This window comes from Shouchella phoenicis (genome assembly GCF_047238345.1).
Taxonomy (GTDB): Bacteria; Bacillota; Bacilli; order Bacillales; family Bacillaceae_D; genus Shouchella.
Map to the genome: position 1 here is coordinate 528,727 of NZ_JBDFMQ010000001.1, position 26,053 is coordinate 554,779.

At 41.0% G+C, this 26,053-nt stretch carries 33 protein-coding genes; 8 read left to right on the forward strand and 25 right to left on the reverse strand.

What is annotated here, in order from left to right; all coding sequences use genetic code 11:
- Nucleotides 1–208 precede the first annotated feature (208 nt).
- The 6 genes from ABC361_RS02970 to ABC361_RS02995 form a co-directional block, all read right to left on the reverse strand.
- On the reverse strand, nucleotides 209–523 hold the full coding sequence (locus ABC361_RS02970; RefSeq protein WP_099302745.1) for a DMT family transporter: 315 nt from the start codon (nucleotides 521–523) through the stop codon (nucleotides 209–211).
- A 1-nt stretch (nucleotide 524) separates the two neighbouring features.
- The gene (locus ABC361_RS02975) at nucleotides 525–878 is read right to left on the reverse strand and encodes a DMT family transporter (protein ID WP_099302743.1); all 354 of its coding nucleotides are present in this window, start codon (nucleotides 876–878) and stop codon (nucleotides 525–527) included.
- 171 nt (nucleotides 879–1,049) lie between these two features.
- A complete protein-coding gene (locus ABC361_RS02980) occupies nucleotides 1,050–1,736 on the reverse strand; it encodes an ABC transporter permease (RefSeq protein ID WP_413072602.1) in 687 nt (228 codons plus the stop codon).
- Entirely contained in the window at nucleotides 1,733–2,740 is a 1,008-nt protein-coding gene (locus tag ABC361_RS02985; protein ID WP_413072603.1) for a LytTR family transcriptional regulator DNA-binding domain-containing protein, read from the reverse strand. The genes ABC361_RS02980 and ABC361_RS02985 overlap by 4 nt, the downstream gene beginning before the upstream one ends.
- A gap of 53 nt (nucleotides 2,741–2,793) precedes the next feature.
- Nucleotides 2,794–3,009, reverse strand: coding sequence for a hypothetical protein (locus tag ABC361_RS02990; protein WP_141556791.1), 216 nt, complete (start codon nucleotides 3,007–3,009; stop codon nucleotides 2,794–2,796).
- A 17-nt stretch (nucleotides 3,010–3,026) separates the two neighbouring features.
- Nucleotides 3,027–3,515, reverse strand: coding sequence for a hypothetical protein (locus tag ABC361_RS02995; RefSeq protein ID WP_413072604.1), 489 nt, complete (start codon nucleotides 3,513–3,515; stop codon nucleotides 3,027–3,029).
- 318 nt (nucleotides 3,516–3,833) lie between these two features.
- Between ABC361_RS02995 and ABC361_RS03000 the strand changes: the two genes are divergently transcribed.
- Genes ABC361_RS03000 through ABC361_RS03010 form a run of 3 tightly spaced genes read left to right on the forward strand, consistent with a single transcriptional unit; the run spans nucleotide 3,834 to nucleotide 6,475 of the window.
- Entirely contained in the window at nucleotides 3,834–5,057 is a 1,224-nt protein-coding gene (locus ABC361_RS03000) for a NupC/NupG family nucleoside CNT transporter (protein ID WP_413072605.1), read from the forward strand.
- Nucleotides 5,058–5,093: 36 nt separating this feature from the next.
- On the forward strand, nucleotides 5,094–5,645 hold the full coding sequence (locus tag ABC361_RS03005) for a TetR/AcrR family transcriptional regulator (protein ID WP_413072606.1): 552 nt from the start codon (nucleotides 5,094–5,096) through the stop codon (nucleotides 5,643–5,645).
- Between the two features lie 11 nt (nucleotides 5,646–5,656).
- Entirely contained in the window at nucleotides 5,657–6,475 is an 819-nt protein-coding gene (locus tag ABC361_RS03010) for a purine-nucleoside phosphorylase (RefSeq protein WP_413072607.1), read from the forward strand.
- Between the two features lie 78 nt (nucleotides 6,476–6,553).
- Here ABC361_RS03010 and arsC read toward each other — a convergent pair whose 3' ends face one another.
- The 5 genes from arsC to ABC361_RS03035 all read right to left on the reverse strand — a co-directional run bounded on the left by arsC (nucleotide 6,554) and on the right by ABC361_RS03035 (nucleotide 9,448).
- A complete protein-coding gene (arsC, locus tag ABC361_RS03015) occupies nucleotides 6,554–6,970 on the reverse strand; it encodes an arsenate reductase (thioredoxin) (protein ID WP_413072608.1) in 417 nt (138 codons plus the stop codon).
- A 12-nt stretch (nucleotides 6,971–6,982) separates the two neighbouring features.
- A complete protein-coding gene (locus ABC361_RS03020; RefSeq protein WP_413072609.1) occupies nucleotides 6,983–8,281 on the reverse strand; it encodes an arsenic transporter in 1,299 nt (432 codons plus the stop codon).
- Between the two features lie 12 nt (nucleotides 8,282–8,293).
- Nucleotides 8,294–8,635, reverse strand: coding sequence for an ArsR/SmtB family transcription factor (locus tag ABC361_RS03025; RefSeq protein ID WP_413072610.1), 342 nt, complete (start codon nucleotides 8,633–8,635; stop codon nucleotides 8,294–8,296).
- Nucleotides 8,636–8,708: 73 nt separating this feature from the next.
- On the reverse strand, nucleotides 8,709–9,077 hold the full coding sequence (locus ABC361_RS03030; protein WP_413072611.1) for an ArsI/CadI family heavy metal resistance metalloenzyme: 369 nt from the start codon (nucleotides 9,075–9,077) through the stop codon (nucleotides 8,709–8,711).
- 53 nt (nucleotides 9,078–9,130) lie between these two features.
- Nucleotides 9,131–9,448, reverse strand: a complete 318-nt coding sequence (locus ABC361_RS03035) for an ArsR/SmtB family transcription factor (RefSeq protein WP_413072612.1) — start codon at nucleotides 9,446–9,448, stop codon at nucleotides 9,131–9,133.
- 175 nt (nucleotides 9,449–9,623) lie between these two features.
- Between ABC361_RS03035 and ABC361_RS03040 the strand changes: the two genes are divergently transcribed.
- From ABC361_RS03040 to ABC361_RS03055, 4 genes are all read left to right on the forward strand, one after another.
- Nucleotides 9,624–10,625, forward strand: a complete 1,002-nt coding sequence (locus ABC361_RS03040) for a hypothetical protein (RefSeq protein WP_413072613.1) — start codon at nucleotides 9,624–9,626, stop codon at nucleotides 10,623–10,625.
- Between the two features lie 176 nt (nucleotides 10,626–10,801).
- Nucleotides 10,802–11,086 carry a hypothetical protein gene (locus ABC361_RS03045; protein ID WP_413072614.1) on the forward strand — a complete coding sequence of 95 codons (285 nt, stop codon included), beginning with the start codon at nucleotides 10,802–10,804 and terminating at the stop codon, nucleotides 11,084–11,086.
- The gene (locus ABC361_RS03050; protein WP_413072615.1) at nucleotides 11,052–11,315 is read left to right on the forward strand and encodes a type II toxin-antitoxin system RelE/ParE family toxin; all 264 of its coding nucleotides are present in this window, start codon (nucleotides 11,052–11,054) and stop codon (nucleotides 11,313–11,315) included. Before ABC361_RS03045 ends, ABC361_RS03050 begins: the two co-directional genes overlap by 35 nt.
- A 60-nt stretch (nucleotides 11,316–11,375) precedes the next feature.
- Nucleotides 11,376–11,786 (forward strand): VOC family protein, encoded by a 411-nt coding sequence (locus tag ABC361_RS03055; RefSeq protein ID WP_413072616.1) that lies wholly within the window; start codon nucleotides 11,376–11,378, stop codon nucleotides 11,784–11,786.
- Nucleotides 11,787–12,149: 363 nt separating this feature from the next.
- Here the strand turns inward: ABC361_RS03055 and ABC361_RS03060 are convergent, their stop codons facing one another.
- From ABC361_RS03060 to ABC361_RS03115, 12 genes are all read right to left on the reverse strand, one after another.
- Nucleotides 12,150–12,359, reverse strand: coding sequence for a hypothetical protein (locus tag ABC361_RS03060; protein WP_413072617.1), 210 nt, complete (start codon nucleotides 12,357–12,359; stop codon nucleotides 12,150–12,152).
- Nucleotides 12,360–12,512: 153 nt separating this feature from the next.
- Nucleotides 12,513–12,731: a hypothetical protein gene (locus tag ABC361_RS03065; protein ID WP_413072618.1), complete on the reverse strand. Its 219-nt coding sequence runs from the start codon at nucleotides 12,729–12,731 to the stop codon at nucleotides 12,513–12,515.
- 97 nt (nucleotides 12,732–12,828) lie between these two features.
- Nucleotides 12,829–13,875 carry a 2,3-butanediol dehydrogenase gene (locus ABC361_RS03070; protein WP_413072619.1) on the reverse strand — a complete coding sequence of 349 codons (1,047 nt, stop codon included), beginning with the start codon at nucleotides 13,873–13,875 and terminating at the stop codon, nucleotides 12,829–12,831.
- 196 nt (nucleotides 13,876–14,071) lie between these two features.
- Entirely contained in the window at nucleotides 14,072–14,356 is a 285-nt protein-coding gene (locus tag ABC361_RS03075; protein WP_413072620.1) for a hypothetical protein, read from the reverse strand.
- A 114-nt stretch (nucleotides 14,357–14,470) separates the two neighbouring features.
- Nucleotides 14,471–15,736, reverse strand: a complete 1,266-nt coding sequence (locus ABC361_RS03080) for a metal-dependent hydrolase family protein (RefSeq protein WP_413072621.1) — start codon at nucleotides 15,734–15,736, stop codon at nucleotides 14,471–14,473.
- 15 nt (nucleotides 15,737–15,751) lie between these two features.
- A complete protein-coding gene (locus tag ABC361_RS03085) occupies nucleotides 15,752–16,903 on the reverse strand; it encodes a hypothetical protein (protein ID WP_413072622.1) in 1,152 nt (383 codons plus the stop codon).
- Between the two features lie 104 nt (nucleotides 16,904–17,007).
- Nucleotides 17,008–18,807, reverse strand: a complete 1,800-nt coding sequence (locus tag ABC361_RS03090) for a helix-turn-helix domain-containing protein (RefSeq protein WP_413072623.1) — start codon at nucleotides 18,805–18,807, stop codon at nucleotides 17,008–17,010.
- A gap of 193 nt (nucleotides 18,808–19,000) precedes the next feature.
- Nucleotides 19,001–19,741 carry an SIS domain-containing protein gene (locus ABC361_RS03095; protein ID WP_413072624.1) on the reverse strand — a complete coding sequence of 247 codons (741 nt, stop codon included), beginning with the start codon at nucleotides 19,739–19,741 and terminating at the stop codon, nucleotides 19,001–19,003.
- Between the two features lie 5 nt (nucleotides 19,742–19,746).
- Complete coding sequence (gene ulaA / locus ABC361_RS03100) at nucleotides 19,747–21,030, reverse strand: PTS ascorbate transporter subunit IIC (RefSeq protein WP_413072625.1); 1,284 nt, start codon at nucleotides 21,028–21,030, stop codon at nucleotides 19,747–19,749.
- Nucleotides 21,031–21,068: 38 nt separating this feature from the next.
- Nucleotides 21,069–21,350 carry a PTS sugar transporter subunit IIB gene (locus tag ABC361_RS03105; protein ID WP_099302693.1) on the reverse strand — a complete coding sequence of 94 codons (282 nt, stop codon included), beginning with the start codon at nucleotides 21,348–21,350 and terminating at the stop codon, nucleotides 21,069–21,071.
- A 14-nt stretch (nucleotides 21,351–21,364) separates the two neighbouring features.
- A complete protein-coding gene (locus ABC361_RS03110) occupies nucleotides 21,365–21,796 on the reverse strand; it encodes a PTS sugar transporter subunit IIA (protein WP_413072626.1) in 432 nt (143 codons plus the stop codon).
- A complete protein-coding gene (locus ABC361_RS03115) occupies nucleotides 21,793–23,703 on the reverse strand; it encodes a BglG family transcription antiterminator (RefSeq protein WP_413072627.1) in 1,911 nt (636 codons plus the stop codon). The genes ABC361_RS03110 and ABC361_RS03115 overlap by 4 nt, the downstream gene beginning before the upstream one ends.
- A 193-nt stretch (nucleotides 23,704–23,896) precedes the next feature.
- Here ABC361_RS03115 and ABC361_RS03120 point away from each other — a divergent pair, with 193 nt between their 5' ends.
- The gene (locus ABC361_RS03120) at nucleotides 23,897–24,232 is read left to right on the forward strand and encodes a hypothetical protein (protein WP_413072628.1); all 336 of its coding nucleotides are present in this window, start codon (nucleotides 23,897–23,899) and stop codon (nucleotides 24,230–24,232) included.
- A gap of 42 nt (nucleotides 24,233–24,274) precedes the next feature.
- Here ABC361_RS03120 and ABC361_RS03125 read toward each other — a convergent pair whose 3' ends face one another.
- Together ABC361_RS03125 and ABC361_RS03130 are read right to left on the reverse strand one after the other, a co-directional pair.
- A complete protein-coding gene (locus ABC361_RS03125; protein ID WP_413072629.1) occupies nucleotides 24,275–24,961 on the reverse strand; it encodes a hypothetical protein in 687 nt (228 codons plus the stop codon).
- A gap of 220 nt (nucleotides 24,962–25,181) precedes the next feature.
- The gene (locus tag ABC361_RS03130; RefSeq protein WP_413072630.1) at nucleotides 25,182–25,862 is read right to left on the reverse strand and encodes a DUF554 domain-containing protein; all 681 of its coding nucleotides are present in this window, start codon (nucleotides 25,860–25,862) and stop codon (nucleotides 25,182–25,184) included.
- Nucleotides 25,863–26,053 lie beyond the last annotated feature (191 nt).

Below are 26,053 nucleotides of genomic sequence, written 5' to 3' on the forward strand. Positions count from 1 at the left end.
ACGAACCCCACTGTCTGCATTTTTTAACCTTGTCTAATAGAAAAGATGGAAGTCTCCTTAACTATCAAGGACATGGCGTAATCAATGTTAAGGTCCATGGTTCTTACATGTTTGAAGCTGTTACAAGCGGGGAGGCTAAGGTGAATAAGGTATGAAAAAAAGAGACTTTTTTAAGTCCCTTTGTTGTATAGAAGATCGATCAATTTCCCTATGAAAGAAATTTCAAGCTAATAATACAGGCAATAATCCCGCCAACGAGCGCTAGTTTCTTTACATTTTTTGGCTCATTAAACATGAACATGCCTAAGAGCACGCTTCCTGCTGCACCAATCCCTGTCCAAATGCCGTAGCCAATGCTAATGGGGACTTCCACAAGGGAAAGGGACAAAAATAAAAGGCTGAGCCCCATAAAAAGAAAGAAGAAGATCGTTGGTTTTAGCTTTGTAAAGCCTTCTGTTAATTTAAGGTTGATGACGCCACACACTTCAAAGCAACCGGCTAAGATCAAAAATGTCCAGTACATGTTAGACCTCGCCTCCAGCTGGAGCGTTGTCCTCTGGTTCGTCTTTCACTAGCTTTAGTCCAATAATGCACGAAATAAGCAAAACGACAATAATGACTTTAGGTAAGCTAACCGGATCCCCTAAAAAAGCCATTCCAACTAACGCTGTTCCAAATGCGCCTAGCCCTGTAAATACCGCGTAAGCTGTTGATACGGGAAGCGACTTTAACGTTTTAGCGAAACACCAAAAGCTTAATACGAATAACACAATAGTGGGAATGACAAACTCAATTCTTGAGAAACCATCTGAGTAATCCAGACCTAAAGCCCACCCAACTTCTAATATTCCGCCCATGACTAAGTAAAGCCAAGCCATTTTATCTCTCCTCATAACCGCACGGAGACGGTCAATCTCTATATCGTGTAAATAAGCACGAGATTGATTTTATGACAATGGCACGCATTAGGCAATAAGAAAATGAGTGAAAATTAAATCATACCGCTTACATGTGAACATTTATGGAAGGAAGGTGAAAAAGCGAGCGCCTTATACTCGTTTCTGTCTCTTCTTAAACCACCATATGAATAATAGTAGAATGATGGTCATCCAAAGGTAAGGAACGAGTAAATGGCTAGTTACATTCGAACTTGTCACGCCGTAATACAAATGGTAATTCGGAAAGAAACCAAGCCATTCCATTCTTCCTGGTTGATGACTCATCAACAGTCCTTCAAGAAATAAATAAAACAGTGTAAGAGGTGTCCCGTAAAGGCTGACGTCGATTGTATTTTTAGCATTCAACCCGATGAAGGTCCCAGCTAGAATCATAATTAGTACGACTGGGAAACTCAAAATAATGAGGTTGAAGCTGATAGTTGGGTCGAATCGATAAAAGAGTAGGAAGAGAAAAACAAGGATTGATGTGACAAAAAGAGTCACGAACATCTTACCGACAATCATGTGGTTTAAGGAAAACCCGACTTGATTCAAGCGTCTAAATGTACCTTGTTCTCGTTCTTCAACAACGAGATTGCCTTGTGTGAACATCGTTACCATCGCGAATGTAAAGCCAATAACAAAGGAGATTGGCAAGCTATCTCTCGGAAACCACAAGAAGACAATGGTAATGAGGAGACAAATAATGAAGTTAAATTGGACTTGGCCATTCCATCTCAGGTCCATGAGATCTTTATAGAAGAGTGCTCTCCACTGTTTTAGCGTTGGTTTCGTCATAGGTGAATCAACTCTTTCAACTTACTATAATTCCCCTTCGATAATGGAATTGTACTTTTGGACGCGTTATCAAGGCTGAGGCTGTAGCTGTTTTTACTCCATACAATAATTTCTCTTACCCGTTGAAGATTAACTAAATAGGAGCGGTGGCAACGAAAAAAACCTAATGGCTGGAGCCGTTCTTCTAATGCCTTTATCGTAGTTGATGAAGCAAATTCCTCGTGATTGACAAATAAGAACGTCTGGCCATCTCGTGCTTCAATATAATCGATCTCCATTGGATTAAACAGAAAGATTTTGTCTTCCACTTTCGCACTTACTTTATCCAATTGAACTTGATTATTCGAGCTGTCCATTAAGGAGGTTTCTTCAAACACTTCTTCCATCTCGTCTTTGTCCTGTTCGATTTCTTGTATACCGCGTTCGTTGTAGCGATAGACTTTCTGACCAAGTCGAATCGCGTCTTCTAACGTTGTTGTAAACACGAGTACCGTGCCACCGTTCTTGGCTAGGTGTAAAAGCAACGTGTGAAGAACTTGCTTTGACTGCAGATCAATCATAAGCGACGGGTCTTCAAATAAATACACGTCAGCATGTTGGATGAGAGCTGAAGCGAGTCTTAAGCGACAGCTCTCTGATGGGGTAAGGTGTTTTATTTTTTTATAGGCACAAGCGTGTAATTCACACAGCGTTAAAAGGTCTTCTATATCTGGCGTTTGTTGATACAAGCCACTCCAGAACGTTAGCGTTTGTTTAACGGTTAATCGTTGGTAAAGTCCATCATCACGTTGAAACAGATAGACACTGCGTAGTCCGCCATCAGGAAGCGAGATCATCTCGGAATTTAGTTGCTTGGGGTCATTGAACATCGCAAATATGCGCTGGATATATTCGTTCTCGCTTTGAACGGCGAGAATGTCTCCTTTATTAGCTGTAAGGGTTAAAGCTGGTAGTTTAATCGTGTTTCCTTCAATTTTTTTAAGTTGATTAAAAGAAAAAGCCATCGTCGCTACTCCTTTGTCGTGTTGTCCTTAGTGTATACGCTAGGAACAGAAAATCAAAATCGTTCATCTCTGTTTCCTTTACCTAATACGAATGCAAGGATAACAATCCCAACGATGCTAATAAAGCCAGCCGGAACAAACCAGTGTGGGGCGTCGTAATCTGGCAGAAACGTGACGACATGGGATAACGAGTCATAAATCACCAAAAACGGGAAACCTGCTAGCCCAATCATTAAGATGGAGAGGAAGATTTTTATCGGTGACCTCATGGTACACCAATCCTTTCTTATGAGAATGGATTAACGTTTGGTACGTATTCTAAAAGGTTTACACCATAGTGAAAGGCCACCCCTAATGCAATGGACCATATGGTGATCGCTATTCCTTGCCAAAGGCTTACGTAGCCTTTTTTCGCACCGGAAGCAATAGAAATGGCGGCACATACGTGATAACAAATAAGTGGACCTGCAAAAGAAAGACCAGCAACGCCATACTTGTTAAAAATATTTTGCGCCCGAGCAGAACGTTTTGATGACTTCTTGTTGCTAGGTTTTCGAAATTTGGCAATGATCCAGATAAAAGCCATGACAGAGAGCCAGTTTCCAATGATGGCAATCACGACTACGGGAATGCTTGGGAATCCGAAAATAATGCCAAGTGGAATGGCTGCATAGGATTCAAAGAAAGGGATTAGAGAGATAACAAATACACTGGCATACTGTACCCATGTATCTGCCTCTATTAATGTTAGTAAAAGGTCTTGAATGGTTTCCATTTAGACTCACTCCTGTTTGTTTTGTCTCTCTTATCGTAGTGACAATTCGGCTGCTTCGCATTCAAATTGAGACGAATGGAGGGGAATTCATGTTGAGAAGAGCCTAAGGAGCGTGAATGGTACCATAGTCATCTAACCCTTGATGTAGAGGGATTTGCAATGAGTTGAGACAGATGAGTGGAGCGAATCAGAGGTTGAGAGGAAGTTATCATTGAGAGTGAATGAGAAAATGTTCTGATAAGTATTGTTTTTTTCGGCACAGTTGCTTTATGATTATTATGTAGACTGGTCTAATTAATTCAAAGGGGCGGTATGAGCATGATCGAAATTTTGTGGGGATTAGGGGGTTGTCTTGTTCTCATAGGAATTGTCTTTCTTATGTCTGAGAACAAATCTAAGATTAATTACTACACCGTAGCAATGGGATTTATTTTGCAGATTTTGTTAGGTGTTGCTGTTCTTCGCTGGTCATTTGGTCGGGAAGCACTATTAGTGGTGTCTGAGGGGATTTCGTCGGTCATTGGCTATGGAAATGAAGGGTTACGTTTTGTATTTGGTCCACTTGCTCAAGGCGGAGAGTTTGCCATCTTTGCAGTCACCGTATTAGGGATGATCATTTTTTTAACAGTTTTCGTTAGTCTGCTCTACCATATTGGCGTGATGCAGTGGATTGTTCGTATATTAGGTGGGGGAATTGCTAAGATCATGCGTACATCTTATACAGAATCGGTTGCAGCAGCGGCAAATATCTTCTTAGGTAATACCCAGACACCTCTTACGATTAAGCCGTATCTTCATACGATGACACGTTCTCAAGTGTTCTCTTTAATGGTCGGTTGTTTATCTTCGGTGTCTGGTGCAGTAATGATTGGTTTAAGTACATTAGGTATCCCGCTCCATTATTTGCTTACTGCTGCTGTTATGTCTGCACCTACTGGTATTATGCTTGCAAAATTAATGATTCCTGAGACAGAACCGAGACAGGAAAGCTTCTCAGAAATTGCCGCCAGTGTAGACGCTCGTAACAAGGACACCAATCTCCTTGATGTCATTCATGAAAGTTCTCGGGAAGGGCTTCAATATGCGATTAATGTTGGATTAATGCTTATAGCATTTATAAGTTTAATAGCTATGCTTAATGGTGTAGTGGGTGGCTTAGGTGGTTTTGTCGGTTTAGAAGGTATAACATTAGAAATGATTTTAGGATTCGTCTTTGCTCCTATTGCTTTTCTTATTGGAATTCCTTGGGGAGAAGCTGTGTTAGCTGGTAACGTAATTGCGCAAAAATTACTCGTTAACGAGTTTGTTGCGTTTAGCAGTTTTTACTCATCGTTGGAAGCGTTTTCCCCTGAGTCTGTTGCGATTCTTACATTTGCATTAAGTGGCTTTGCAAATTTTGGAGCGGCGGGTAGTTTAATTGCGATGCTATCAAGGATGGTCCCAGATCGTAAAAAAGAGTTTCAAGGAATGTTTGGTAAAGCATTGTTTGTTGCAACGTGTGCGAATCTATTGAATGGCGCAGTGATCATGATGATATTATAATTTAGTTAATCACGTAACTGTAAGGGACTGAATGAAATGTCTAAAACAACAAAAGCAAAGATGATCGAAACAATGGCAAAACTATTGCAGCAAAAAGGCTACCACGGTACAGGCTTAAATGAAATTATTCAAGTGAGCGGTAGCCCGAAAGGTTCCATTTATTATCACTTCCCAGGGGGAAAAGAAGAACTAGCGGTGGCGGCAATTGAATGGACAAAAGTGCAAGTACACAATTACATAGCGAACCAAATAGAAAACGAAGAGAATGCCAATGTTGCAGTCTCAAAGTTAATTAAAGATAGTGCGGATCAATTTGATAACGGTCACTACTTTCGCGGTGTACCGATGATCGCCCTGACGCTTGAAAACGGGACGACCAGTGATGCAATTCGAACAGCTTGCAAAGAAGCATTTGAAGATTGGGAACGGATTATTGCAACCAAATTTGTAGCAAGTGGAATGAATCAAGCTACTGCAAATCATCGTGCATCTGTTATTCATTCTATGATGCAAGGTGCAGCTGCTATTAGTTTTGCGAAGCAATCAAGTGAGCCACTACGAACAGTGGCAACGTATCTTACATTTTAGGAGGAAGAATAATGACGATTATTGATCAAATTAATGAGGCGACACTTTATATTAAGGAAAAAACATCACATGCACCGGAGGTAGGAATTATTCTAGGTTCTGGTCTTGGAAATTTAGCAGATGACATAGAAGCTGCTGTAGAAATTCCTTATGAGGAGATCCCTCATTTCTCGAAATCAGCAGCAATAGGACATGCTAATAAGCTAGTCATTGGACAATTAAATGGAAAAACCGTTGCCGCAATGAAGGGACGCTATCATTATTATGAAGGTTATACACTAAATCAAGTCACGTTTCCTGTTCGGGTCATGAAAGCACTAGGAATCAAAACCGTAATCATTACAAATGCATGTGGAGCTGTTAACACATCTTTTAATCCAGGTGAACTGATGCTCATTAATGACCATCTTAATCTTGTAGGTGCGAATCCGTTAATTGGGGAAAATTATCCAGAGCTTGGACCGCGTTTCCCAGATTTATCTGAAGTGTACAGCGCGCGCTTACGTGGAATCGCGAAAGAGGTAGCGGAGGAACAAGGAACAAAAGTGAACGAAGGCGTTTATAGCTGGTGGAGTGGACCTGCTTATGAAACGCCAGCTGAAATACGCATGATTCGTACGTTAGGTGGAGATGCCGTTGGGATGTCAACGGTTCCAGAAGCGACGGTCGCTACTCATGCTGGAATGGACGTATTAGGGATCTCGTGCCTGACGAACATGGCATGTGGGATTTTGGACGAGCCGTTAAGTCATGATGACGTGATTGTCGTTGCGGGTAAAGCGAACCAAGCTTTTACGTCACTTGTAAAAGGAATTCTAGCAAACATGTAAATGAAAGCGGTGGCTCTTCATTATCAACGAGTATCATGCATAACAAAGAAGGCACTCGCCACGGAGTGCCTTCTTTGTTTATTCACCTGTGTCAGCAAAACGCTTGATGCGCGTGCCGATTTCATCACGGACACGCTGAAAAAATGCCCATTTTTCTTCGTCAGATCCTTCTGCTTTTGCAGGATCATCAAATCCCCAATGTTCACGTTTGACATGTAGCGGTGTCATCGGGCATTTGTCAGCTGCGTCACCGCAAAGTGTAATAACGAGATCAGCATGATTTAAAGTATGCTCGTCAATCGTATCCGATGTTTGGCTAGAAATATCAATGCCGCTTTCTTTCATTGCTTTTACAGCATTCGGATTAAGCCCGTGGGCTTCAATGCCTGCACTATACACATTCCAGTCGTTTCCTAAATGAAATTTCGCCCATCCTTCTGCCATTTGCGAGCGGCAAGAATTTCCGGTACATAAAAAATAAATGGTTTTCTTCATGGATAGTCTCCTTTAATAGATCAGTAATAACCAGACGTAAAGACCAAGTAACGTGAGAAACAAAACAGGTAGGGTAATGACGATTCCTGTTTTGAAGTACGTTCCCCAAGAAATTTTGACGCCTTTTTTTGTTAACACATGTAGCCAAAGTAAGGTTGCTAAAGAGCCAATCGGTGTAATCTTAGGTCCTAAATCAGCACCGATCACATTGGCATAGATGAGCGCTTCTTTCGTTAAGCCCGCTGTGCCAGATTCCGCGATGGCAATCGCGTTAATCAGAACGGTAGGCATATTATTCATAATGGACGACAAGATCGCTGCGATAAAGCCCATTCCCATTGTCGCCGCAAACAGGCCTTGGTCGGCAATAATAAAGATGGCGTCTGCTAATACATCCGTTAAGCCAACATTTCGAAGACCAAACACAACGACATACATTCCGATAGAAAAGAACACAATGTTCCAAGGTGCCCCTTTTAACACGCTAGTCGTATGAACGGCAGAACTTCTTCGTGATAGAACTAGAAAAATAAGCGCGATGAGGCCTGCTACAAACGAGACAGGTATGGCAACAAATTCGCTTACCATGTAGCCGACAAGAAGAAGCCCTAAAACAATCCACGAAAGGCGAAACATGGTTGGATCTTTAATCACATCCGCTGGCGCTTTTAACTCGGAATAATCGTATCGTTTTGGAATGCTTTTTCTGAAATAAAGAAGCAACACGACGATACTGGAAAGTAAAGCGAATAGATTCGGCACGATCATTCGCGTCGCATATTCAATAAAGCCAATTCCGAAAAAATCTGCGGAGACAATGTTGACCAAATTACTCACCACAAGCGGGAGGGAAGTTGTATCCGCGATAAATCCACTCGCAATAATAAACGGGAAGACCATGTTTTCGTTGAAATTCAGCGAACGAACCATTGCTAACACGATAGGTGTTAAAATAAGAGCCGCCCCATCATTGGCAAAAAACGCGGCCACGACTGAGCCAAGTAAACAGACATAAATAAACATGAGGACTGCATTGCCTTTTGCCACACGGGCCATATGTAATGCCGACCATTCAAAAAAGCCAATTTCATCTAAGATTAGAGAAATAAGAATAACCGCGATAAATGTGAGCGTCGCATTCCAGACAATATCGGTCACTTCTATGACATCAGAAAAGCTAACCACGCCAAGTAACAAAGCAAGAACGGCGCCCCCGCAAGCCGACCAACCGATATTTAAATTCCTTGGTTGCCAAATCACAAACACTAACGTCACGATAAAAATGAAGGAAGCAAGTATCACATCAGTCATGTTTTATTTTCCTCAGCAACGTGCAAGCCCTTCTCTTTCTAACGCTTGAAGGTAGCGTTCATCTCCATCGTTACTTTGATCGAGCAATTCTTGAATGAGCGAATAATACATAGACTCTTTATTTATAGAAAAATATCGCCATTGTCCTCTTCGTTCTTCTTTAATGATATCCAAATCTTTTAGCTTTCGTAAATGCTGACTTACTGCGGGTTGACTCATTTGCAGCATCTCCACAAACTCACATACACAGTACGTTTTTTTCTCAACGAACTTTAAGATGAGAAATCGGGTTGGATCGCCGACAACTTTTAAACAAGTTGTCAGTTCAGTTATGCTCAATGGTTTATTGGTCATCTGACTCACCTCTTCAAATCGCATTATATAAGTGATCCTTAATATAAGTCAATGATTATATAAAATGTAAAAATCAGCTTACATCCTGTTTAGTATAGAAATATTCCCACTCATTTCCATCTGGATCGGTAACCCAGAACTTGTCTTGAACGGCATGACAACACGTCGTATCCCATTCTTCTCTTGCGAAAAATCCTTCTTGTTCAAGTCTACTTTTGTGGTAAAGAATTTCTTCTCTTGAGTTAACTTGAACACCTAAGTGATTAATCGTATTCCCGTAAACTTCATCTACTTGTGTGAGCGTTAAGTTAAGCTGTGGTTTTATAGTTAAAAATTTCACATATCCGTTTTTTATTTTTTCGGGAGGGGTACTAAAAAAGCGTTCATAAAAAGCCTTGCTCTCTTCTAAATTTTTTACATGTAATCCAATATGTACATTCATAAAATTTCTCCTTCATCAAATTATTTTGATTAATTATAGATAAATTAAAACCGTTATTTAGACGGTTTCAAAATACAACACAGTTGTTCTGACAGGATAGAATCCACGTGCTTGCGATTAATTTGATAATAGCTCCAAGTTCCTCTTGTTTCCTTAATTAAAAAATTGGCGTCCGTCATAATTTTAAGGTGATAGGAGAGCTTAGATTGAGGTATATCCATTTCTTCTGTCAAATCGCAAACGCACATCTCACCATTCACGCTCAATAAGTTTAGCAACGCCAGTCTTTTTGAGTCTGCTAATGCTTTGAATTGTGTTTCGTATGTTTTTAGTTGGTCAAGAGATAGGTTCGTGTTCAATTGTTTTATCATCAATAGATACTCCTTAAATCAAATAAATTTGATTAATTAGAGCTTACATTAGAATGAAAAATAAATCAACTTTTTTGATTTATTAAATTTCTAGCTTTAAACATTGCACTTTCGGGTAGATGAAGCTAAAGAGGAAGTTCTTACATCTACTGTCATTTATAGGGAGTGAGCGAAGGTGAAAGCGTTTATGAAAACTGGCTCAGCAATTATGTTTAGCGCTGCGTTATTGTCGGCATGTGGAAGCGGTGAGGAAACGGCGAATGGTAATGAGGCCGAGAGAACAGGCAATGAGACCGAAGTAGGGAATCCTAACAGTACGAGCGGTGGAACAAATGGAGAGACTGATACCGATGAAGAAAACGAAGAAGAGCAAGAAACGAGTTCAGATGATGACGCGGAATCGGAAGAAGAACCTGTAGAAATTGAATTTGATCCAGCTGAAGAAGGGGAAGAGCGAGAGGCTGGTGTAACCAAACAAGATCAGTACATGCAAGGTGGGGTGTTTACTGGTGGAGAAATGAAAGATGCCACAATGATTGGAAACATGGAGCACGGCATTCACGAGGGATTTGAACGTTTGGTTCTAGATCTACATGAATGGATACCTGAGGAAACGGGAGAGCCAAAAAGCGTGCCGAGTTCTTTTGAAGTGACTAAAGAAGCGTATCCATCCCGCCTTGTTTATTCATTACAAGGCTTGCGTGCGCAACCGAGCAATGAGGACTTGCCGAATTTAGAGAGTGCTGCTTATTACTCCTCTATGGCCATTACCCCAATCTTTGATGATACAACGGTTGAACTAGCGGCGTATCTTCAAGACTCCACAGAGTTTGAAGTGTATGAGCTACACGAACCAGCTAAAATTGTCACCGATGTTCGGGCGGTTGATCGGGAAGAGGACTATGCCCCAGTATTTTCGTTAAGAACCGCTTCTATTTCAGAAGACGGCCCAATTGAGCAAACCCAAGGGCCTGAGATGGCGTTTATGGAAGAAGGTTCGGAAAACGTAAGAATCGTGCATTCAGCTGACAGTACGCTTTTTGTGGAAGAAGACTACTACTTTTCGTTAGAAGAAGCTGAAGAGAAAAAAGAAGCGTTAGAGAATGATGGATTTGAGTATGACTTATTTATTGAAGAGCGAGGCATGTTTGATGTGCCAGAGAACATTGAGGAATAGGGCGCTGCCGTGTGCAGCGTTTTTTGCTGATTTTAGTTTATTCTATTGTGCATTCCTGTATATAGGCGTATTATACGTGGCGTCATTATATCTAGTGTAAAGTACGTTACTTTGTTCATTTTAATGTACATTTATTTCTTTTTTTCATATAATACTACTAAAAAGGAGTTGAGCGCGTGAAAATTATTCCAATCTCAGAACTGAGAAATACAAAAGAAATTAGCGCTTTAATCGACCGTCATGAAACAACATTTGTGACAAAGCAAGGATCGGCTCATGGGGTGATTCTGCAGCATGATGACTATAACGAGTTGATTGAAAAAAATAAAGAGAAAGATATAATGATTGATATTTTACGAAGTGAAAATGAATTGCTAAGGGGAGAAGAAACCGTATCATTTGAGAAGGTTATGGAGGATATAATACTTGGGCTACGAAATAAAATTAACGAAACTGACTGAGAAAAAGTTACGTGATATCGCTAATTTTATCATTGAGCAATATCCTTTACCGGAAACAGCATTACGTGTATTCGAAGAATTAGAAGGGAAAATAAACACCTTAACAGAAAATCCAAATAGGGGATTTAAATTTGGAGATCGTTATCGAGCAATTATTCACAAGCATTACACCATTATTTATAAAGTAGATGAAGAAAATAAAGTAGTTTTTATCCTATCCATTAGTTAAATTTAACAGCGTAAGGATAAAAGCAGTAGAGCAGTTTCTCACATGAAGAGGGGTGTTACGATGAAGCATCAAGGGTTAGTACGAGTTGGTACCGTTTATCTCCCAGTTATGGATGTTGATGTTGCAGCAGAATGGTATGTAAACAACCTACATGCAGAGGTAAGCTATAAAGATGAAGAGAAAGCCATTCTTAATATCGCAAACCTCAGTTTGTTTTTAGTAAGGTCACTGGAGGAACAATCGGCAAATTTCTTCGATCATAACGGGTCGGAGCGGTTTTCAATGACGTTTGAAGTCGATGGACTATGTGCTTTAGATGCGCTTCATAACGAGTATCTTCAGAAAGACATGAAGGTTGGCGAAATTGAGAGCCGGGGACATGGTGGGAAGAATTTTGTCTTCTATGACCTAGATGGCAATATGTTTGACGTTTGGAGTGAATTAAGTCCAACTTTTAAAGAATACGATTGAGCTGTTTTTTAGGATGTTTATAAAACGAAGGCTTGCCATGGGATAAAGAAGAACACAATGGTGACTATAGTTAAACACCCATAAAGAAACGCTCGTTTAGGGCGATTAAGCATTCTCATTTTTAATACCTTTATAATAAAAACCCCCACCAGTAGCGTGCCGATCATATAAATAAACATGCTGGTCCATGACTCTGCTTGAAAGAAGCGGGGAAAGGGGTAGAAACTACTTAATGAGAAAATGCCAATCCATAACCAACACTCAATTCTGAAAAAAAGATTTTCTTTGCGGGTATAGGTTTTGTTCATTTCATTATCATTCCACCTTCCTCATAGCGATCATCACCGGTTCAATACATCCAGTTTAGGTGGTCGATCGTTTTTTTAGCTTAATCCGTAGCCCTGCGTTAATAAAGACAAATACAAGTGCAGACAATGTAAAAAGACTCGGTGTTGTTCCAAATGATTCATTGCCACGTATAGTAAGGATTTGCAAGACGATCGATGTACCTAATAATAATCCAGCGAGAATAAGCGATACATTTTTAATGATCTTCAACGTTTTCGTCTCCATTCCCTTTCCTCCTTTATAAACGATCCTCTACTATCCATATCCTGTTTGCTTTAAAATAAAACCATTATTTGGATATTTAATTGGTTTATTAATCGATCCAATTGATGATCGTTACCTGCTAGAGGGATAGGGGGAGGCTGCTAAACAAGCCATTTAATTCGAGCGATCTTTTTCCTGTCTAAGTTGCTGTAGCTCTTGTATGATTTGTTTTTGCTGTTCTTCTAGGTCTTGCAGTTGTTTTTGCATGGTTCGTTGTCTTAACTCGCTTTTTCGATAAAGGACAATAAGAAAAACAATGATGACGATCATGGCTAATGGTGGAATCAATGAAACGACCATGTCGAAGAAATCAAAACGTACTGGTTCAAACACAAAAATACCTCCTAATGACTGGTATTTTCTAGTCTAGCACAAAAAAAGAGAGAATGAGAGGCGTGATCGCCCTTCTTTCTCTCGTTAATTGCTTTAGTTAAGGGTGGACAAGAATTTTCGCTTGAGACTTGTCATCAAGCAGCCGTTCTAAACCGTCCTCAACAATGTTGTCCAATGAAATTCGGTGTGTAATGACTTTTTTGACATCCATTTTTCCTTCAGCAATGGCTTTAATAACAGCTGGGAAGACATTTGCATAGGCAAGGGTAAATGTAAGATTTGCCTCCTTGCTTAAACCTACCATTGGGTCAAGCTCGACGTTTTTCGCAAAACCTGCAACGACAGTAACGGTTCCGCCACGGGTAATACTCTCCATCGCACTGGTAAAAGTTGGCTGTACACCAGCTACTTCATAAGCGTGTTCAACCCCTTTTCCAGTGATACGTAAGATTTCCTCTGACGCATTTTGTTCAGTCGGGTTAATGACATAGGTTGCGCCAAGTTCTTTTGCCATGTTTAAACGTTCTCCAGATACATCAATGACAAAAATCTCTGCTGCTCCTGCTGCTTTGGCCACCAGTAATGTTAAGAGACCAATCGGGCCAGCACCGTAAATGGCGACAGATTGACCGACTTGTAGACCACTTTTTTTGACAGCTTGGAACGCAACGGCGGTTGGTTCGATCAGTGCCCCTTCTTCAAGAGAAACGCCTTCAGGCAATATGTGAACGTGCTTCCGGTCCATCACCGCGTATTCTGCAAATCCACCGTCATCAACAAGTCCTAGAAACCCAACATTTGATTGTTCACAAAGATTGTATTGGCCAGATTTACATGTCTCACACTCGCCACAATAAAGAACAGGTTCCACAGCAACATGGTCACCAACTTTGACATCGGTAACGGCTGCTCCAACTTCAGAAACCGTTCCTGAAAACTCGTGACCTAGGACGAGAGGGACTTTTCTTCCGCTTAGTGGATGTTCTTCATAAGCGATAGCGCTTCCATGATGGTACGCATGTAGGTCACTTCCACAAATTCCTGCCCAAGCAACTTTTATTTTGACATCATGTTCGCCAACAGTTCTTAAGTTAAATTCCTCTATTCGTACATCTTTCTTTCCATAAATGACAGCTGCTTTCATGGTTGTCACACTCCTTTATGTCTATTAACGACATCTTACTACATATTTCGACAAAAGCTGAAATGTTTTGCTCATGACTTTTTTCTTAATGAAAAACCATATTTATCTTCAGGAGTGGGCAACTGTTCATTTTTTGTCTGAGAAGACGTTAGAAGAAAAATGGAAGATTGTTCGGATTGCAACAATCCGAACAACATCATTGATCTCGTGCAGCTTCAATAAGCAAGAAAATCGCGGCAAGAATATGAAACGCCATCCCAACAATGGGAATGAACCCTAGCGTAGATGCAAGAATACCTAAAATGTGACCCGTTTTCGCTTTGCCTTCTTTCGATGAGAAAATAAGGCCAACAATATGAAGGATAAGCATAAAAAGCAGTGGGGCCCAACCAAGTAAAACAATGAGCGATCCTCCAATAATTGGTAAACCCCAAAAAGCTTCAAGCCCACCAGAAACCCATTTAATGATCCGAATCGGCATAGAATAACCTCCTTTTTGACTCTTCTTGTTTTGTCTTAGGATGTCTTCCGTAGTCAAACGTATGCACGTTAGACAATAGAAAAAAGCTGCCCATTTGGACAGCTGTATAAAGTCTTAATTTGCTACAGTTTGAGCAACGTTCTGCATGATGTCTTTATAGACGTCGCCATCTTTCATGACAAATGTAATATTTTCGTGTTGTTCAAGAACATGAATGTTTTCAAGGGGGTTGCTGTTTACTAAGATTAGATCAGCCCATTTGCCGGGCTCGATTGTACCGACGCGATCTCCCCAGTCCATACATTCGGCGGCTGTTTTTGTTGTTGCGATAATCGCTTCCATTGGGGACATGCCAATCTCACACATGAGCCCGAGTTCGCGCAAGTTGATACCGTGTGGGAAGACACCGGCATCCGTTCCCATCGCAATTTTAACGCCTGCTTTATAGGCTTTTTTGATGCTTTCTTTATGAATTTCAATGACTTCTTTTGATTTTTCAATTGCATAGGGAGCCATCGTATTTGTCGTTTCTGCCGCTTCTAAAACAGCCAATGGGGCAAGCAAGGTTGGGACGAGATAAGTGCCATTTTCAAGCATAAGTTCAAGCGCTTCGTCATCAATGTAGATACCATGTTCAATGGAGTGAATGCCTGCGCGAACGGCATTTTTAATGCCTTCTGCTCCTTGGGCGTGTGCCATTACTTTAACACCTTTTCGAAAGGTTGCTTCTTCTACCATGACTTCAAGCTCTTCCTGTGAGAATTGAGTAAATTCTGGGTGATCCGTTGGGCTTGAAACGCCACCAGTGGCATGGACTTTAACCACATCTGCCCCAGCGCGTAACATTTCGCGAACGGTTTTTCGAACTTCTTCACGTCCATCACATTTCCCGTCTGGCATGCCTGGGTAAACGGGAGCGGTCGTATCAATGCCTGAAATATTCCAGCTATCCCCATGACCACCTGTAATCGTGAGTGGGTTAATGCTAACTTGCATACGTGGACCAGGGACAAGCCCATCTTCTACCGCCTTTTTAATACCGGCATCGGCAAAGCCTGCATCTCGCACGGATGTAATGCCTGTTTGAATCGTTGTTTCTAAACGTTTTGCAGCTTCAAAAAAGCGATATGAAAACGGAGTTAGCAAGGATTCTTGTACATTTTTGATTTCAAGAGCCATATGAACATGAGTATCAATGAGACCTGGTAGTAGATATTGCCCTTTTCCATCAATAACGTGCGCGTCGCTTGGAATAGAGATTGAATGGTCGTTACCTGCGGCGGTAATCTGGTTGTTTTCAATTAAAACGACGGCATTCTCGACACAATCTTTTCCTGTGCCGTCAATCATTGTTACATTTGTAATTGCTGTTACGGTCATTATTCATCTCTCCCTTTAAAGTGTTGAAATTAAGATACTTGCTATTGCAACAGAGCCAACGGTTACGGAGGTGAATCCACCAATAAGCATTGGCGCAAGAAGTTCATCCACAATCCGCTTTTGCTCTGCTTCATTCCGGCCTTCACTACGACTAATTTCTTCAACAATAAGGTAATCTCCTGGAAAACCATAAAGAGCGGTTAACACGACTGGGATCGCTTTATTCAAATCCCACTTAAAGAGTCTTGCTCCTATAACCGCACCCAGCATTAACCCTCCAATCCCAATGACCATGATGACCAATACCGGTATAAGGGACTCAATAATCTGGCTCCAGGTCACCCCAATTAAGGAATTCATGACAACAAATATCAGCGCAATCATCGTAATACCTGAGCTATTTGCTTTTTCCATAGATCGTTCAGGAAAAAAGCGGAGTGCTGCTCCGGCTACCCCTATAATTAGTGCCCAAAGACTTGCATTTACACCAGTCAGTTGATCAAGAAATACGGCGAGAGCACCCCCTGCAAAAAGTAAAAAGATAATGACAAAGTGGCTTTGCATCCATGTATCTGGTAACAAATATGTTTTCTGATTTGATTCAGGCTCAATCGGATCAAGGGTAGCGGCAGCTTCCTCTGTACGAATTTTTTTTGCGTAGCGTGAAAGGAAAATCGACGTCAGCGGCATCCCAAAAAAATTCTGGATAGTAAAAACCGTAATGGGAACAGCGACGATGGCAGTTAAGCCTGCTTCTCTTAACCCCTCTGCGGTGATAATGTAGGCAATAATGCCGCCCGTAATCGGTCCGGCTCCTGCAACAGCTGTTTCATAATTAAACAAGATCGTAACAATAACCAATACACCGACAACAGAAAATACGAGGCCAATCAGCGTAATTAGGACGGCTTGGTATTGTTGAAGCATTGTCTTTAATGGAATCATCGTTCCTAAATGGACAATTAAAACGGGAACGAGCACACCACCTATCGCAACAAATGTAGAAGCAGCGATATAAGACTCAGGTAAGATCCCTGTTTGTAAAAGAATGAATACGGTCGCAACAACAACGAGTAATGTTGGGATTCTTGCCCGTGATTTAATTGAAATGATTTCTCCGATTGCGATTATGGCAAGAAACAGTAATGCCAAATAGATAGGTTGCAAACCGATTCCTCCTTTGTCAAAGTCTGGCATCATTCATTGACGAAAGAGTCTGAACAAATGCTTATCTAAGACTATAGTGCAAATAGACAGACAATTATATAGTTTTATTCGACAAAGTTCACGGGCCCTTTTTGTCGGTCGTCGCTAAAAAGGGAGAGTTCTAAATAGTTTGCGATTTTAAGAGCGAGATGAATCTCAAAGCTATGTTCAACCGTGAACTGATTGATATGGAGGAGCTCATTTACTTTTTTTAACCGATATTTAACCGTGTTCACATGGACGAAAAGTACAAGAGAAGCTTCTTTTAATCGTTGCCCTTGTTCCATATAAACAAAAAGTGTTTTGAGCAGTTCGCCTGTTGGATCATGGTCGAGAAGGTTCCCAATTTTGTCCGATACATAATGATGTAAGTCGTTGTCGTTCATGTGTAAGAATAAACGATACGGACCTAACGCTTCATAAGCGAGTACTTGTTGCGGTTGATGTTTTCGCTGCATGTAGTGAATGGTGCGTATGGCTTCAGTATGAGCTTCTTTTACATCAAGCAGCCGCTTTACTCGTCGTCCAAGTCCTGCATAGCCATTGATTTTCCATTTTTCATTCGCGTAACGTAAAAGCTCATGTAAACATGCTTCAATGTGTGTCAGTGCCTGCTTAGATGAAGCTGGAAATAAGAATGTTAAATCAAGATGGCGTTCATACACAATCGCTCCATGCTGCAACTTCGACAATTCATAGTAGACTTTTCGAATAAGCTGCTGTTTCATACGGTTTGTTAACGGGCCAGGCACGCTCCCATGTTCTAACTGAATTTTTGCGACAACATAGTCATGGTCAATTCCTGTTGAAAGGTGCAAAAGCAATTCTTGAATGGCACCCTCAGGTTGGGCAGCATGGATGACCATCTCTAATAATCGCCCTGTATACATGAAATCGTCCACATCTTGCTTTTCACGTTGATTAAATTCCATCACAAAGATCGGAAGTGCTTGTTCAATTGCTACTTGATCAAGTGGGTCGAGTAAAGCATCTTTTTTTCCGATAATAGCGAGCAGACCGATTGGCTCTGTATCCATCTTAATAGGGAAGGCATACAGTTCTGTCTTGCTGTCTTCAAGTGACCATGTTTTGATTCCAGCTTGTTTTGCAACAAAAATGGAGTGGGTCATGTCTGATACCAGCTTTGGAGGAATGGTACATTGGTGATGATGGGGAAAACGGGACAATTCTTCCGCGAATTCATTTAAGACGACAACTTCTTTAGAGAGTAATCGCGCTAATACAGCTGTGATGTCATGAAGGCCTCCATAAGTAAGGGAGACGCGGGAGAGCGCTTGATGAATCTCTTGGATGCGTTTGTTTTGTGAAAATAAGCGAGCATTTTCAATGGCGATAGACGCTTGTCGCGCAAATGTTTCAAGTAGTTCTAAATCATACTGTTCAAATTGGCGGTTGCGTTCAAAAATGTCAACCGTTAGCACGCCAATGCATGTGCCATCTGAATGATGAAGAGGGACAGATATTGCACTTACGGGATAGGTTAGCGCTTCAAGCGATTGGCGGTAAAAAGTGGCGTTGTGCGTGCTTAGGTTCGCCATCCCTTGTTTTGTATCATCAAGTAGTGCATAGATGCTACCTTGTTGTTGTTGAAACGTTTTACCGCTCATTCCTTCTCCTGGCTTTAATCGTACATTGCCAAGTGCATCCATGTTAAAGCCTATAGCCTTTTCTGCATATAGCACGTTTTGAATGTCGTCATATAAGAACAGCACACCAGCTGTTGAGCCATCAATGACTTGTAAAGCTTCTTCTAGTAGTTGGTGCAAGACATCTGGGAGTTCCCGAGTTGAACTTAACACCCGAATGGATTTCATTAAGCTAGTTACTTGTTTTTCAGTTTTCATCGTACACCACCTTACTATGGTTGGAACAAGCATAAAGGATGAGCTGAGGGTTTGGCTAGTGTTTTTGAGAGTGAAGTATTGGAAAGGGCGAAGAAAGGTTTCATCATGAATGAGCGAGAAAAAGCCTTCATTAACGCAGTGCGTCCACGAGGGCTTTCACATAAATTCAAAAATGGATCACGTCATCAGTCATTTACATATAGTGAATTTGATCTTTATACCTTGCCATCATCGTGGCATTGTACTCATCGCCACCGTCAAGATTCGCGCTACGAAATATCGGGACATCCTTGCCTTTGGCTTCTAATTTTTCAATAAGCTTCAAGACGATGGAATGAATCACAAAGCTTCCAGAAATCGTTGATGTTGGGGCGACTTTTTGTGAGAGCGATTCAATAGAGACAGTGGCATCACCAGGCTCGCCAAAATTATCTATGACGATGTCGCTCACTTCAAACAAACGCTTTCCCGAAGAGTGTCGCGATGTAACGTCTTTAGAGTAAGTTAAATTTGTGAGTGAAATCACGTGCATTCCCCGAGTTTTTGCTTCTATAGCAAGGTCAATCGCAACTGGATTTCTTCCTGAGACCGAGTGAATAAACACAACGTCCCCAGCTTGGACCGGCTTTGAGTTAAGAATAATCTTGCCGTAGCCTTCTAAACGTTCGAGCTGGGAAGTGAGCGTCACTGGCTCTACGTTTAACATTAGAGCTGGACTGAAAAGGGGATTAAAAAGTGCGAGTCCGCCAGCGCGATAAAACGCATCTTCGGCAATAATACCAGCATGAGAAGCGCCGAAAAGGAAGAGAGAGCGGCCGTTTTGTACCGCTTTTTCCATGATAGATGCTGCTTGCTCAAGAGTAGGTTCTTGCTCGTCCACAATCCGCGTAAGAATGGCATCAATCGATTGGTAGTACTGTTTTAGATAAGACATTCAATTTACCCTCCTGGAAAAATTCGTGCAAACAAGTCTCCGATAAAGCTCCATAAAGAGAAGTCATTGCCTCCGAAGATGACAATCCAATCTGCTGCGGTTCCACTTAAGACGGGAACAGAAATACCGACAAGCAAAATCATTACAATTCCGGCAACAGCGGAACCTGCAATCGCACCTCGTAAACCACCTTGTCCATTTGCAATGATGGCGGCTGTTCCAATCTCAAAGAAACACGTGATGGTTAGCGGGACAATAACGAAACTGAAAACACCCATACTTCCTGTAATGAAAATCGTCGCGACCGATGTAATCATGGAGACGATAAATCCAATTAAGACAGCGTTTGGTGCATATGGAAACAGAATCGGTGCATCTAAGGCAGGCACTGCATTCGGAATCCATTTTTGTGAAATGCCTTGGAAGGCAGGAATAATTTCAGCTAGCATCATGCGAACACCGAGTAAAAGAATGGTTAGCCCGGCACCAAAGAGAATCCCTTGCATGACACTATAAATGACTAAGTTTTGCTCCGCGCCAAATGCTGTAGCAGCTGCATCAAAACCGATAATGAAACTGACGACGATATAGACAAAGAACATCACAATTGATGAGGTAATGCTAATTTCTCGTAAAAATTCCGTTGAGCTTGGAAATTTAATGTCTTCCGATGATCGTCCTTTTGTTCCGAATAATTTACCGACCATCCCAGCAATAAGTGAAAGAATGGTGGTAGGGTGACCAATAATGAAGTCGTCAGACCCCGTTACTTTTCGAACAAATGGACGTAAAAGAGCAGGAGCAATAATGATATAAAGAGCTGTTAATATAGATGCAAAAATAACGAGTTGTGTATTGTTTAAATTATTTTCTATTCCTACTGCAACAAAGATAAATGGAAACCAGAACAACATGTGGCCCGTTAGAAAGACGTGCTTAATTGGCGTAAAGCGAGCAACGACTAAATTAAGCAGAAAGGCAATTAACATAGATAGACCGATCTGTGTGCCATATTGGCTTAAGATTGTATCTGCACCTAGTGCTGGCGCTACTTCGGGATTGTCAATGTTATACATGACGTTAAATCCTTCTGTTAATGGTGCAATAGAGTTCATTAGGATATTGGTTCCTTGTGTTAAAATGACAACACCGATAACGGTTTTGGCTGTTCCTGAAACAACAGAAGAGAAATCTTTCCGTAATAATAAAAGACCGGTAAGGGCAATTAAGCCTAAGAAAATCGCTGGTTCGCGAATAACTTCAATTAGAAAATCCATTACAGTTTGCATATTGAACCCCCCCTTATACATAGAGGGAACTTCGGCAGTTACGCCTGAAGTTCCGCTTCCACTTTTTCTTTAATTTCTGCTTTGTTTACGAAACTGTTGATGATGACAACAGGTTTACCGGCGGTTTGTTGGAGTTTCTCGCCTAATTCTTTACTGGTAAAAATATAATCGGCAGGTGTGCTTTGGGCAGAGCCGACATCACCTGTAAACACGTCAGCTTGGATGCCTAGATCTTTTAACACCCCGTCTAAATTCATCTTTAACACCATCGACGATCCTAGTCCAAACCCACATACTGTCATAATTTTCAATTTAGCCATTTTCATTCGCTCCTTTAAATTAAGTTATATACCGCTTCTTTTGATTGGGCTTGACGAAGCTGGTTTACTTTTTCCTCATCAATTAAAATGTGTGAAAGTTGCTCAATCAGTTTAAGATGAGCGTCGGAACCTGTTGCTGAAAAGGAAAACACAAGGTCAACAGGGTCATTTTGCTCGCTTCCAAATGATACAGGCTTCTCTAATACAGCAAGAGAGATGGCATCTTCATATACGGCTTCACTTGGTCGTGCATGAGCCATGGCGATTCCTGGACCAATGACAATATAGGGACCGTTTTCTTTTACTGATTCAATCATTTGAGAGATATAGTGTTTTGAGATGGCGCCTGTATCCAAGAGCAACATGCCAGAAGCAGAAATGGCTTCTTCCCAGTTTTCTGCCTTCACATCAATTGCAACATGTTCTTTTCGTATCCAGTTTGTCATTCTGTCGCGTCCTTCCGCCTGTTCCATTTTTGTAGTAATTGATCTCTTGATGCTTCGTTCTCTAGGTAATGGAAAAGCTGCATAAAGTCTTGGTTGTGCACATCTTTTATTGCCAATACAATGATCATGTCGACGCGCTCAGGATTTAAATCACCAAATTCAATTTGTTGTTCCAAGATGGTTAGGCTAATGCCTTCTTTTCGTACGTTTTCCGGTCCTGCATGAACGAAGGCGACGTTTGGAAGAAAGACCATGTATGTGCCGTTTCGTTCCACAGACATAATCATTTCTTGAATATAACTTTGCTCGATATACTTTTGTGCAAGCAAAGGCTCAGCAGCAAGGGTAATAGCTGTGCGCCAATCTTGTGTGTTGGCCGTATGGATGGTTTCATCAAAGAGCGATGGCTCTACATGGCTTCCCTTGCCATACAATTCATTAAATGAAGCAAGTTGCTTACGATTAATCATTTTATGAGCCTCGTGTTGAATTAATCGTTTGTCGTTGTCGCTTAGAAGTGGGCTGACGCGAAAGCACTTCGTCTGTTGCCAATCAGGCAGTTTGATATCTTGAGTCGTTAAGACGAAATCAGGGTTGGTTTCATCAATCATTTGGTCAAGCTCTTTTGTTCGTACAACATTGATTAAATTAAAGCCAGGCTCGATTTGCTCTAGCTTCGTTGTTAAAATGGATGATGCCGCTAACCCTGAGGAGCAAACGACGAGAACAGTTGGTAAGAATTTACGACTTTTGTTTCGCTCATAGGCCGCGCTCATGTGCATCGTGATATACGCGACTTCACTAGCAAGCATTTTAAAGCCCATATCGTACGTCATCTGAAAGACCATTTCATAGATGGCGCGGTACCGAACTTTGATTTCTTCCGTGTAAGGGTTATCGATTTCAACCCCTTGGGATATTCGTGTAAATGCCGCTTTTACATGGTGTGTTAGATCATTGATCAACTTTTCATCTGCGACTAAATCCGTGTGCAAAACAGTAGATACTTGAGCAACTAAGCGTTTACAAAACTGAATTTCTCTTTCATAGTTTCTCAAGTGCGGAGTTCCTTTTTGATAGGAGACGACTTTCGCTTGATCAAATAAATCATCTAAGAAGGCGCACTCATGTAAAATTGAACGTTCATCTTCAACATGTTCTTTAATATAGGATTCAATGATGCCTAAGTGAAAATGTCGTTTATGGCGGTGGTTTTTTGGAACAAACACATAGTGGTTCATTGCGATTTGTTGCTTCCACCAAAACAAAAAGAGATAAAACACATCAACAGTTGACTCACTATAATGAATGCCTCGTTCAGTTTGAACAAAAGCTAGCCACGTTTTCATGAGCTCAAAATCCTTTTTATCCATGTTCAGCCAACTTTGAACCATCAGCAAATCTGTATCTTTTTCTTCAAGCATTTGATAAAGAGCGAGTCGCATGCTTCGCTCTGTTCCAATGACTTGAAGGCCTTTCCAAGCTTGCTTTGTAATTTGAAGGTCAAAATGGTCAAGCCATTCTTCCACATCGACTAGATATTTTTGAACACTTGAACGACTCAACGAAAATTCATCGGCTACATCTTGAATGGTGAATGTACCTGTGAGGGTGACGAATACACTCATCATTAAACGTTGAGCGTTTTTGTCCTTCATCATTTGCTTTTCGTCTAGCATCGCAATGACGGCTGGTCGCTTGTTCTCACTAACCCGCAGTTTCACACCTTTTCCTGGCATTCTCGTAATGGCTACGCCGATATCCTCCATGCTTGCATCGATTGCATCGAGATCATAGCGAACGGTTCGACCACTAATCGTTAGCCATTTTGCCAACACGTCAATTGTCACGAACTGATCGCTTTCAAGTAATTTACTTAAAATGTTTTTTTGTCTAGAGGTTAACATCTGCATCACCTTGTCTTCAGCATAGCTTGATTCGGCTTTTTGCAAAAGACTGAAAAATATCACATCTGTGGCAATAGACTGGTAATGAAAAAATAGCCGGAGGATGAGCCTTGCTCGTGAAGGCTTGAACACGTTTTCGTAAGTTGTGTTGGGGGTAACAGGTAAATAAAGGAAGTGTCAGGAGGTGGATATCGTGAGCGAAGAAATTTCTGAAGATTACTTATGGCGAAAGGTGAAAATCAATACATTTCTCGTAACGCCGGCGGCTGTTTTATTAGGGTCCGTGATGGCTGTTTTTGTATTAGATCAAGGATTTCCGCCCATGCGGACAATCATTGCTTCAACAGTTGGTGCCTATATTGGTGTGACGATTATGTGGCTTGTCATGTCTGAAGATAAGCAGATTGAACGAGAGCGTAAAGCTGAGTTGAAGAGAAGACGGAAATCGAAGGTTAGAAGAGTTATAGAATTTTTCGCTATTATCGGAGGCGCATATCTTATTTTGCGATTGATAGCCAATTACATGTAAGAACCGCTCAATTTAATGAAAGAGCGGTTCTTTTGTGTTCAATTAAAATAAATCAAATACCATTGTGTCACGAACTGTCATGCGGGCATAATACGTTCCTGATACATCAACACCTACGCTAAAACCAGCTGCTTCAAATCCTGCTTGTGCGCCAGCGTCAATTTGCGTTACAATCGTCGTTTGTCCAGTGACGGTGAACTCTTTTACAGGGAAATCACCGTGCAAGATGTCGGTATTTGAGTCTTCTAGCGTATGTGGTCCGCTTCCTGTCGTCCACCATGCATCTCGAATATCAACAACATCCTCATACACACCATCTAAATTCTTTGTTACAACAAAGCGAACGTTTAGTACCACCTCAAGCCCCATATGTTCTTGAGTAGAATTCATTTCCATAAACTCTTCTTCAGGTGGAACGGTTATAGGTGGTGGGAGTAAAGGGTGGTCATTTTGCGCTTCCACGCTTTCTGTTAACTGAATCTTTTCAACCAAATCTCCTGTTTCAGCATCCAGAATGGTCAAAATATCTGTCCCTCTTTCAACGTTCACGTCTTCTTCTGCATATGGCAATTCTAAATACAAGCCATTTAATTCTTCGTAGTAAACATTCTCAGGTGGGCTTGTGTGAAGGGTTGCTGTTTCACTTTTTGCATCCGCAATAGAAGCCCCTCCTGTAATGACGAACATAAAAATAAGTGCAGTGATAAAGCCATATACTGCGTTTCTCATAAAAAAACTCCCTTCAATAATTTGGTGGTACATGAAAAGAGTTACCCGACTTGCATTCGTGTTAAGCGCAAATAGACTTGGGAAAAAAGTCGTTGTATATGTGTCGTTTATCCGTTTAAATGGCTACTTTTTTTATCGTTAAACAAGAAAAAATCTTAAAAATCGCGAACCTTACAGGGTATCATTCACGATGATTAATGTCTTTTTTTTGGGAAATGGTTCATCCGATGAGTAGTTTTCCAGCAAAAAAGAGAATCGGAATCAGTAATGCAGGTAGTAGATTTAATGTTTTAAATGAATGGATGCCAACAATATTCAAGCCAGTGCTTAAAATGAGCAAACCACCAATGATTGAGAATTCTATTAAGAGCTCAGGTGTAAAAAAGATCGATGCGTAGCTTGCAAGGAAGTAGATGCTTCCTTGCCAAATCAGTAAGATAACGGCAGAGAATGCGATACTGAATCCAAACGTAGCGGCTAAAACAATTGATGTAAATCCGTCTAAAATCGCGTTGGAGTAAAGATATGTATAGTGTTGATTTAAAGCTGCTTCAATTGGACCGACAATGGAAAGTGTGCCAACGCAAAAGAGTAAGATCGCTGTTGTCAGACCTTCATTAACCCTACCTTTGAGAATGAAGGAAAGGCCGCTTTTGAATCGTTCTTCAAACCGTGTCATTTCACCAACTAAGCCGCCAATTGCTAGGCTAATAATAAATAAAACTGGAAATTGACTGTTTGGAAGATTTGTTGCAACCGCACTAATACCGAGTCCTATGACGGCTAGCCCCATCCCTTGCATAAGGATAGTATGGTAGCGTTCGTTTAATCCGCTCTTTACGAGTGAGCCAATAAGACTTCCAAATAAGATTGTTGCCACATTTACGAGAGTACCAATCATTCTACATGCCTTCTTTCTATTATTCGAAAGTCCTTTTAGTATACTCGTGTCTATCGAAATGTGAGAAGGGTTTTTGAAATCTATTTTTTGAACAAAATGAACAAAATGAAATAAATGAATAAAATTGGCGATTATTATCTGAAATCTCTTGCAATTATAGGTGTATATACATAAGATAAAGAAAAGATTGT

Coding starts and splice junctions, on each gene's coding strand:
- ABC361_RS03110 (WP_413072626.1), bottom strand. CDS start 21,796: ATGACAAACTGGATACGAAAAGAACATGTTGCAATTGATGTGAAGGCA.
- ABC361_RS02985 (WP_413072603.1), bottom strand. CDS start 2,740: ATGGCTTTTTCTTTTAATCAACTTAAAAAAATTGAAGGAAACACGATT.
- ABC361_RS02980 (WP_413072602.1), bottom strand. CDS start 1,736: ATGACGAAACCAACGCTAAAACAGTGGAGAGCACTCTTCTATAAAGAT.
- ABC361_RS02990 (WP_141556791.1), bottom strand. CDS start 3,009: ATGAGGTCACCGATAAAAATCTTCCTCTCCATCTTAATGATTGGGCTA.
- ABC361_RS03020 (WP_413072609.1), bottom strand. CDS start 8,281: ATGACTGATGTGATACTTGCTTCCTTCATTTTTATCGTGACGTTAGTG.
- ABC361_RS03000 (WP_413072605.1), top strand. CDS start 3,834: ATGATCGAAATTTTGTGGGGATTAGGGGGTTGTCTTGTTCTCATAGGA.
- ABC361_RS03055 (WP_413072616.1), top strand. CDS start 11,376: ATGAAGCATCAAGGGTTAGTACGAGTTGGTACCGTTTATCTCCCAGTT.
- ABC361_RS03025 (WP_413072610.1), bottom strand. CDS start 8,635: ATGACCAATAAACCATTGAGCATAACTGAACTGACAACTTGTTTAAAA.
- ABC361_RS03105 (WP_099302693.1), bottom strand. CDS start 21,350: ATGGCTAAATTGAAAATTATGACAGTATGTGGGTTTGGACTAGGATCG.
- ABC361_RS03005 (WP_413072606.1), top strand. CDS start 5,094: ATGTCTAAAACAACAAAAGCAAAGATGATCGAAACAATGGCAAAACTA.
- ulaA (WP_413072625.1), bottom strand. CDS start 21,030: ATGCAAACTGTAATGGATTTTCTAATTGAAGTTATTCGCGAACCAGCG.
- ABC361_RS03125 (WP_413072629.1), bottom strand. CDS start 24,961: ATGAGAAACGCAGTATATGGCTTTATCACTGCACTTATTTTTATGTTC.
- ABC361_RS03090 (WP_413072623.1), bottom strand. CDS start 18,807: ATGAAAACTGAAAAACAAGTAACTAGCTTAATGAAATCCATTCGGGTG.
- ABC361_RS03080 (WP_413072621.1), bottom strand. CDS start 15,736: ATGACCGTAACAGCAATTACAAATGTAACAATGATTGACGGCACAGGA.
- ABC361_RS03010 (WP_413072607.1), top strand. CDS start 5,657: ATGACGATTATTGATCAAATTAATGAGGCGACACTTTATATTAAGGAA.
- ABC361_RS03130 (WP_413072630.1), bottom strand. CDS start 25,862: ATGATTGGTACTCTCGTAAATGTGGCAACAATCTTATTTGGAAGTCTT.
- ABC361_RS02995 (WP_413072604.1), bottom strand. CDS start 3,515: ATGGAAACCATTCAAGACCTTTTACTAACATTAATAGAGGCAGATACA.
- ABC361_RS03030 (WP_413072611.1), bottom strand. CDS start 9,077: ATGAATGTACATATTGGATTACATGTAAAAAATTTAGAAGAGAGCAAG.
- ABC361_RS03035 (WP_413072612.1), bottom strand. CDS start 9,448: ATGATAAAACAATTGAACACGAACCTATCTCTTGACCAACTAAAAACA.
- ABC361_RS02975 (WP_099302743.1), bottom strand. CDS start 878: ATGGCTTGGCTTTACTTAGTCATGGGCGGAATATTAGAAGTTGGGTGG.
- ABC361_RS03095 (WP_413072624.1), bottom strand. CDS start 19,741: ATGTCTTATCTAAAACAGTACTACCAATCGATTGATGCCATTCTTACG.
- ABC361_RS03070 (WP_413072619.1), bottom strand. CDS start 13,875: ATGAAAGCAGCTGTCATTTATGGAAAGAAAGATGTACGAATAGAGGAA.
- arsC (WP_413072608.1), bottom strand. CDS start 6,970: ATGAAGAAAACCATTTATTTTTTATGTACCGGAAATTCTTGCCGCTCG.
- ABC361_RS02970 (WP_099302745.1), bottom strand. CDS start 523: ATGTACTGGACATTTTTGATCTTAGCCGGTTGCTTTGAAGTGTGTGGC.
- ABC361_RS03060 (WP_413072617.1), bottom strand. CDS start 12,359: ATGGAGACGAAAACGTTGAAGATCATTAAAAATGTATCGCTTATTCTC.
- ABC361_RS03115 (WP_413072627.1), bottom strand. CDS start 23,703: ATGTTAACCTCTAGACAAAAAAACATTTTAAGTAAATTACTTGAAAGC.
- ABC361_RS03075 (WP_413072620.1), bottom strand. CDS start 14,356: ATGCCGATTCGGATCATTAAATGGGTTTCTGGTGGGCTTGAAGCTTTT.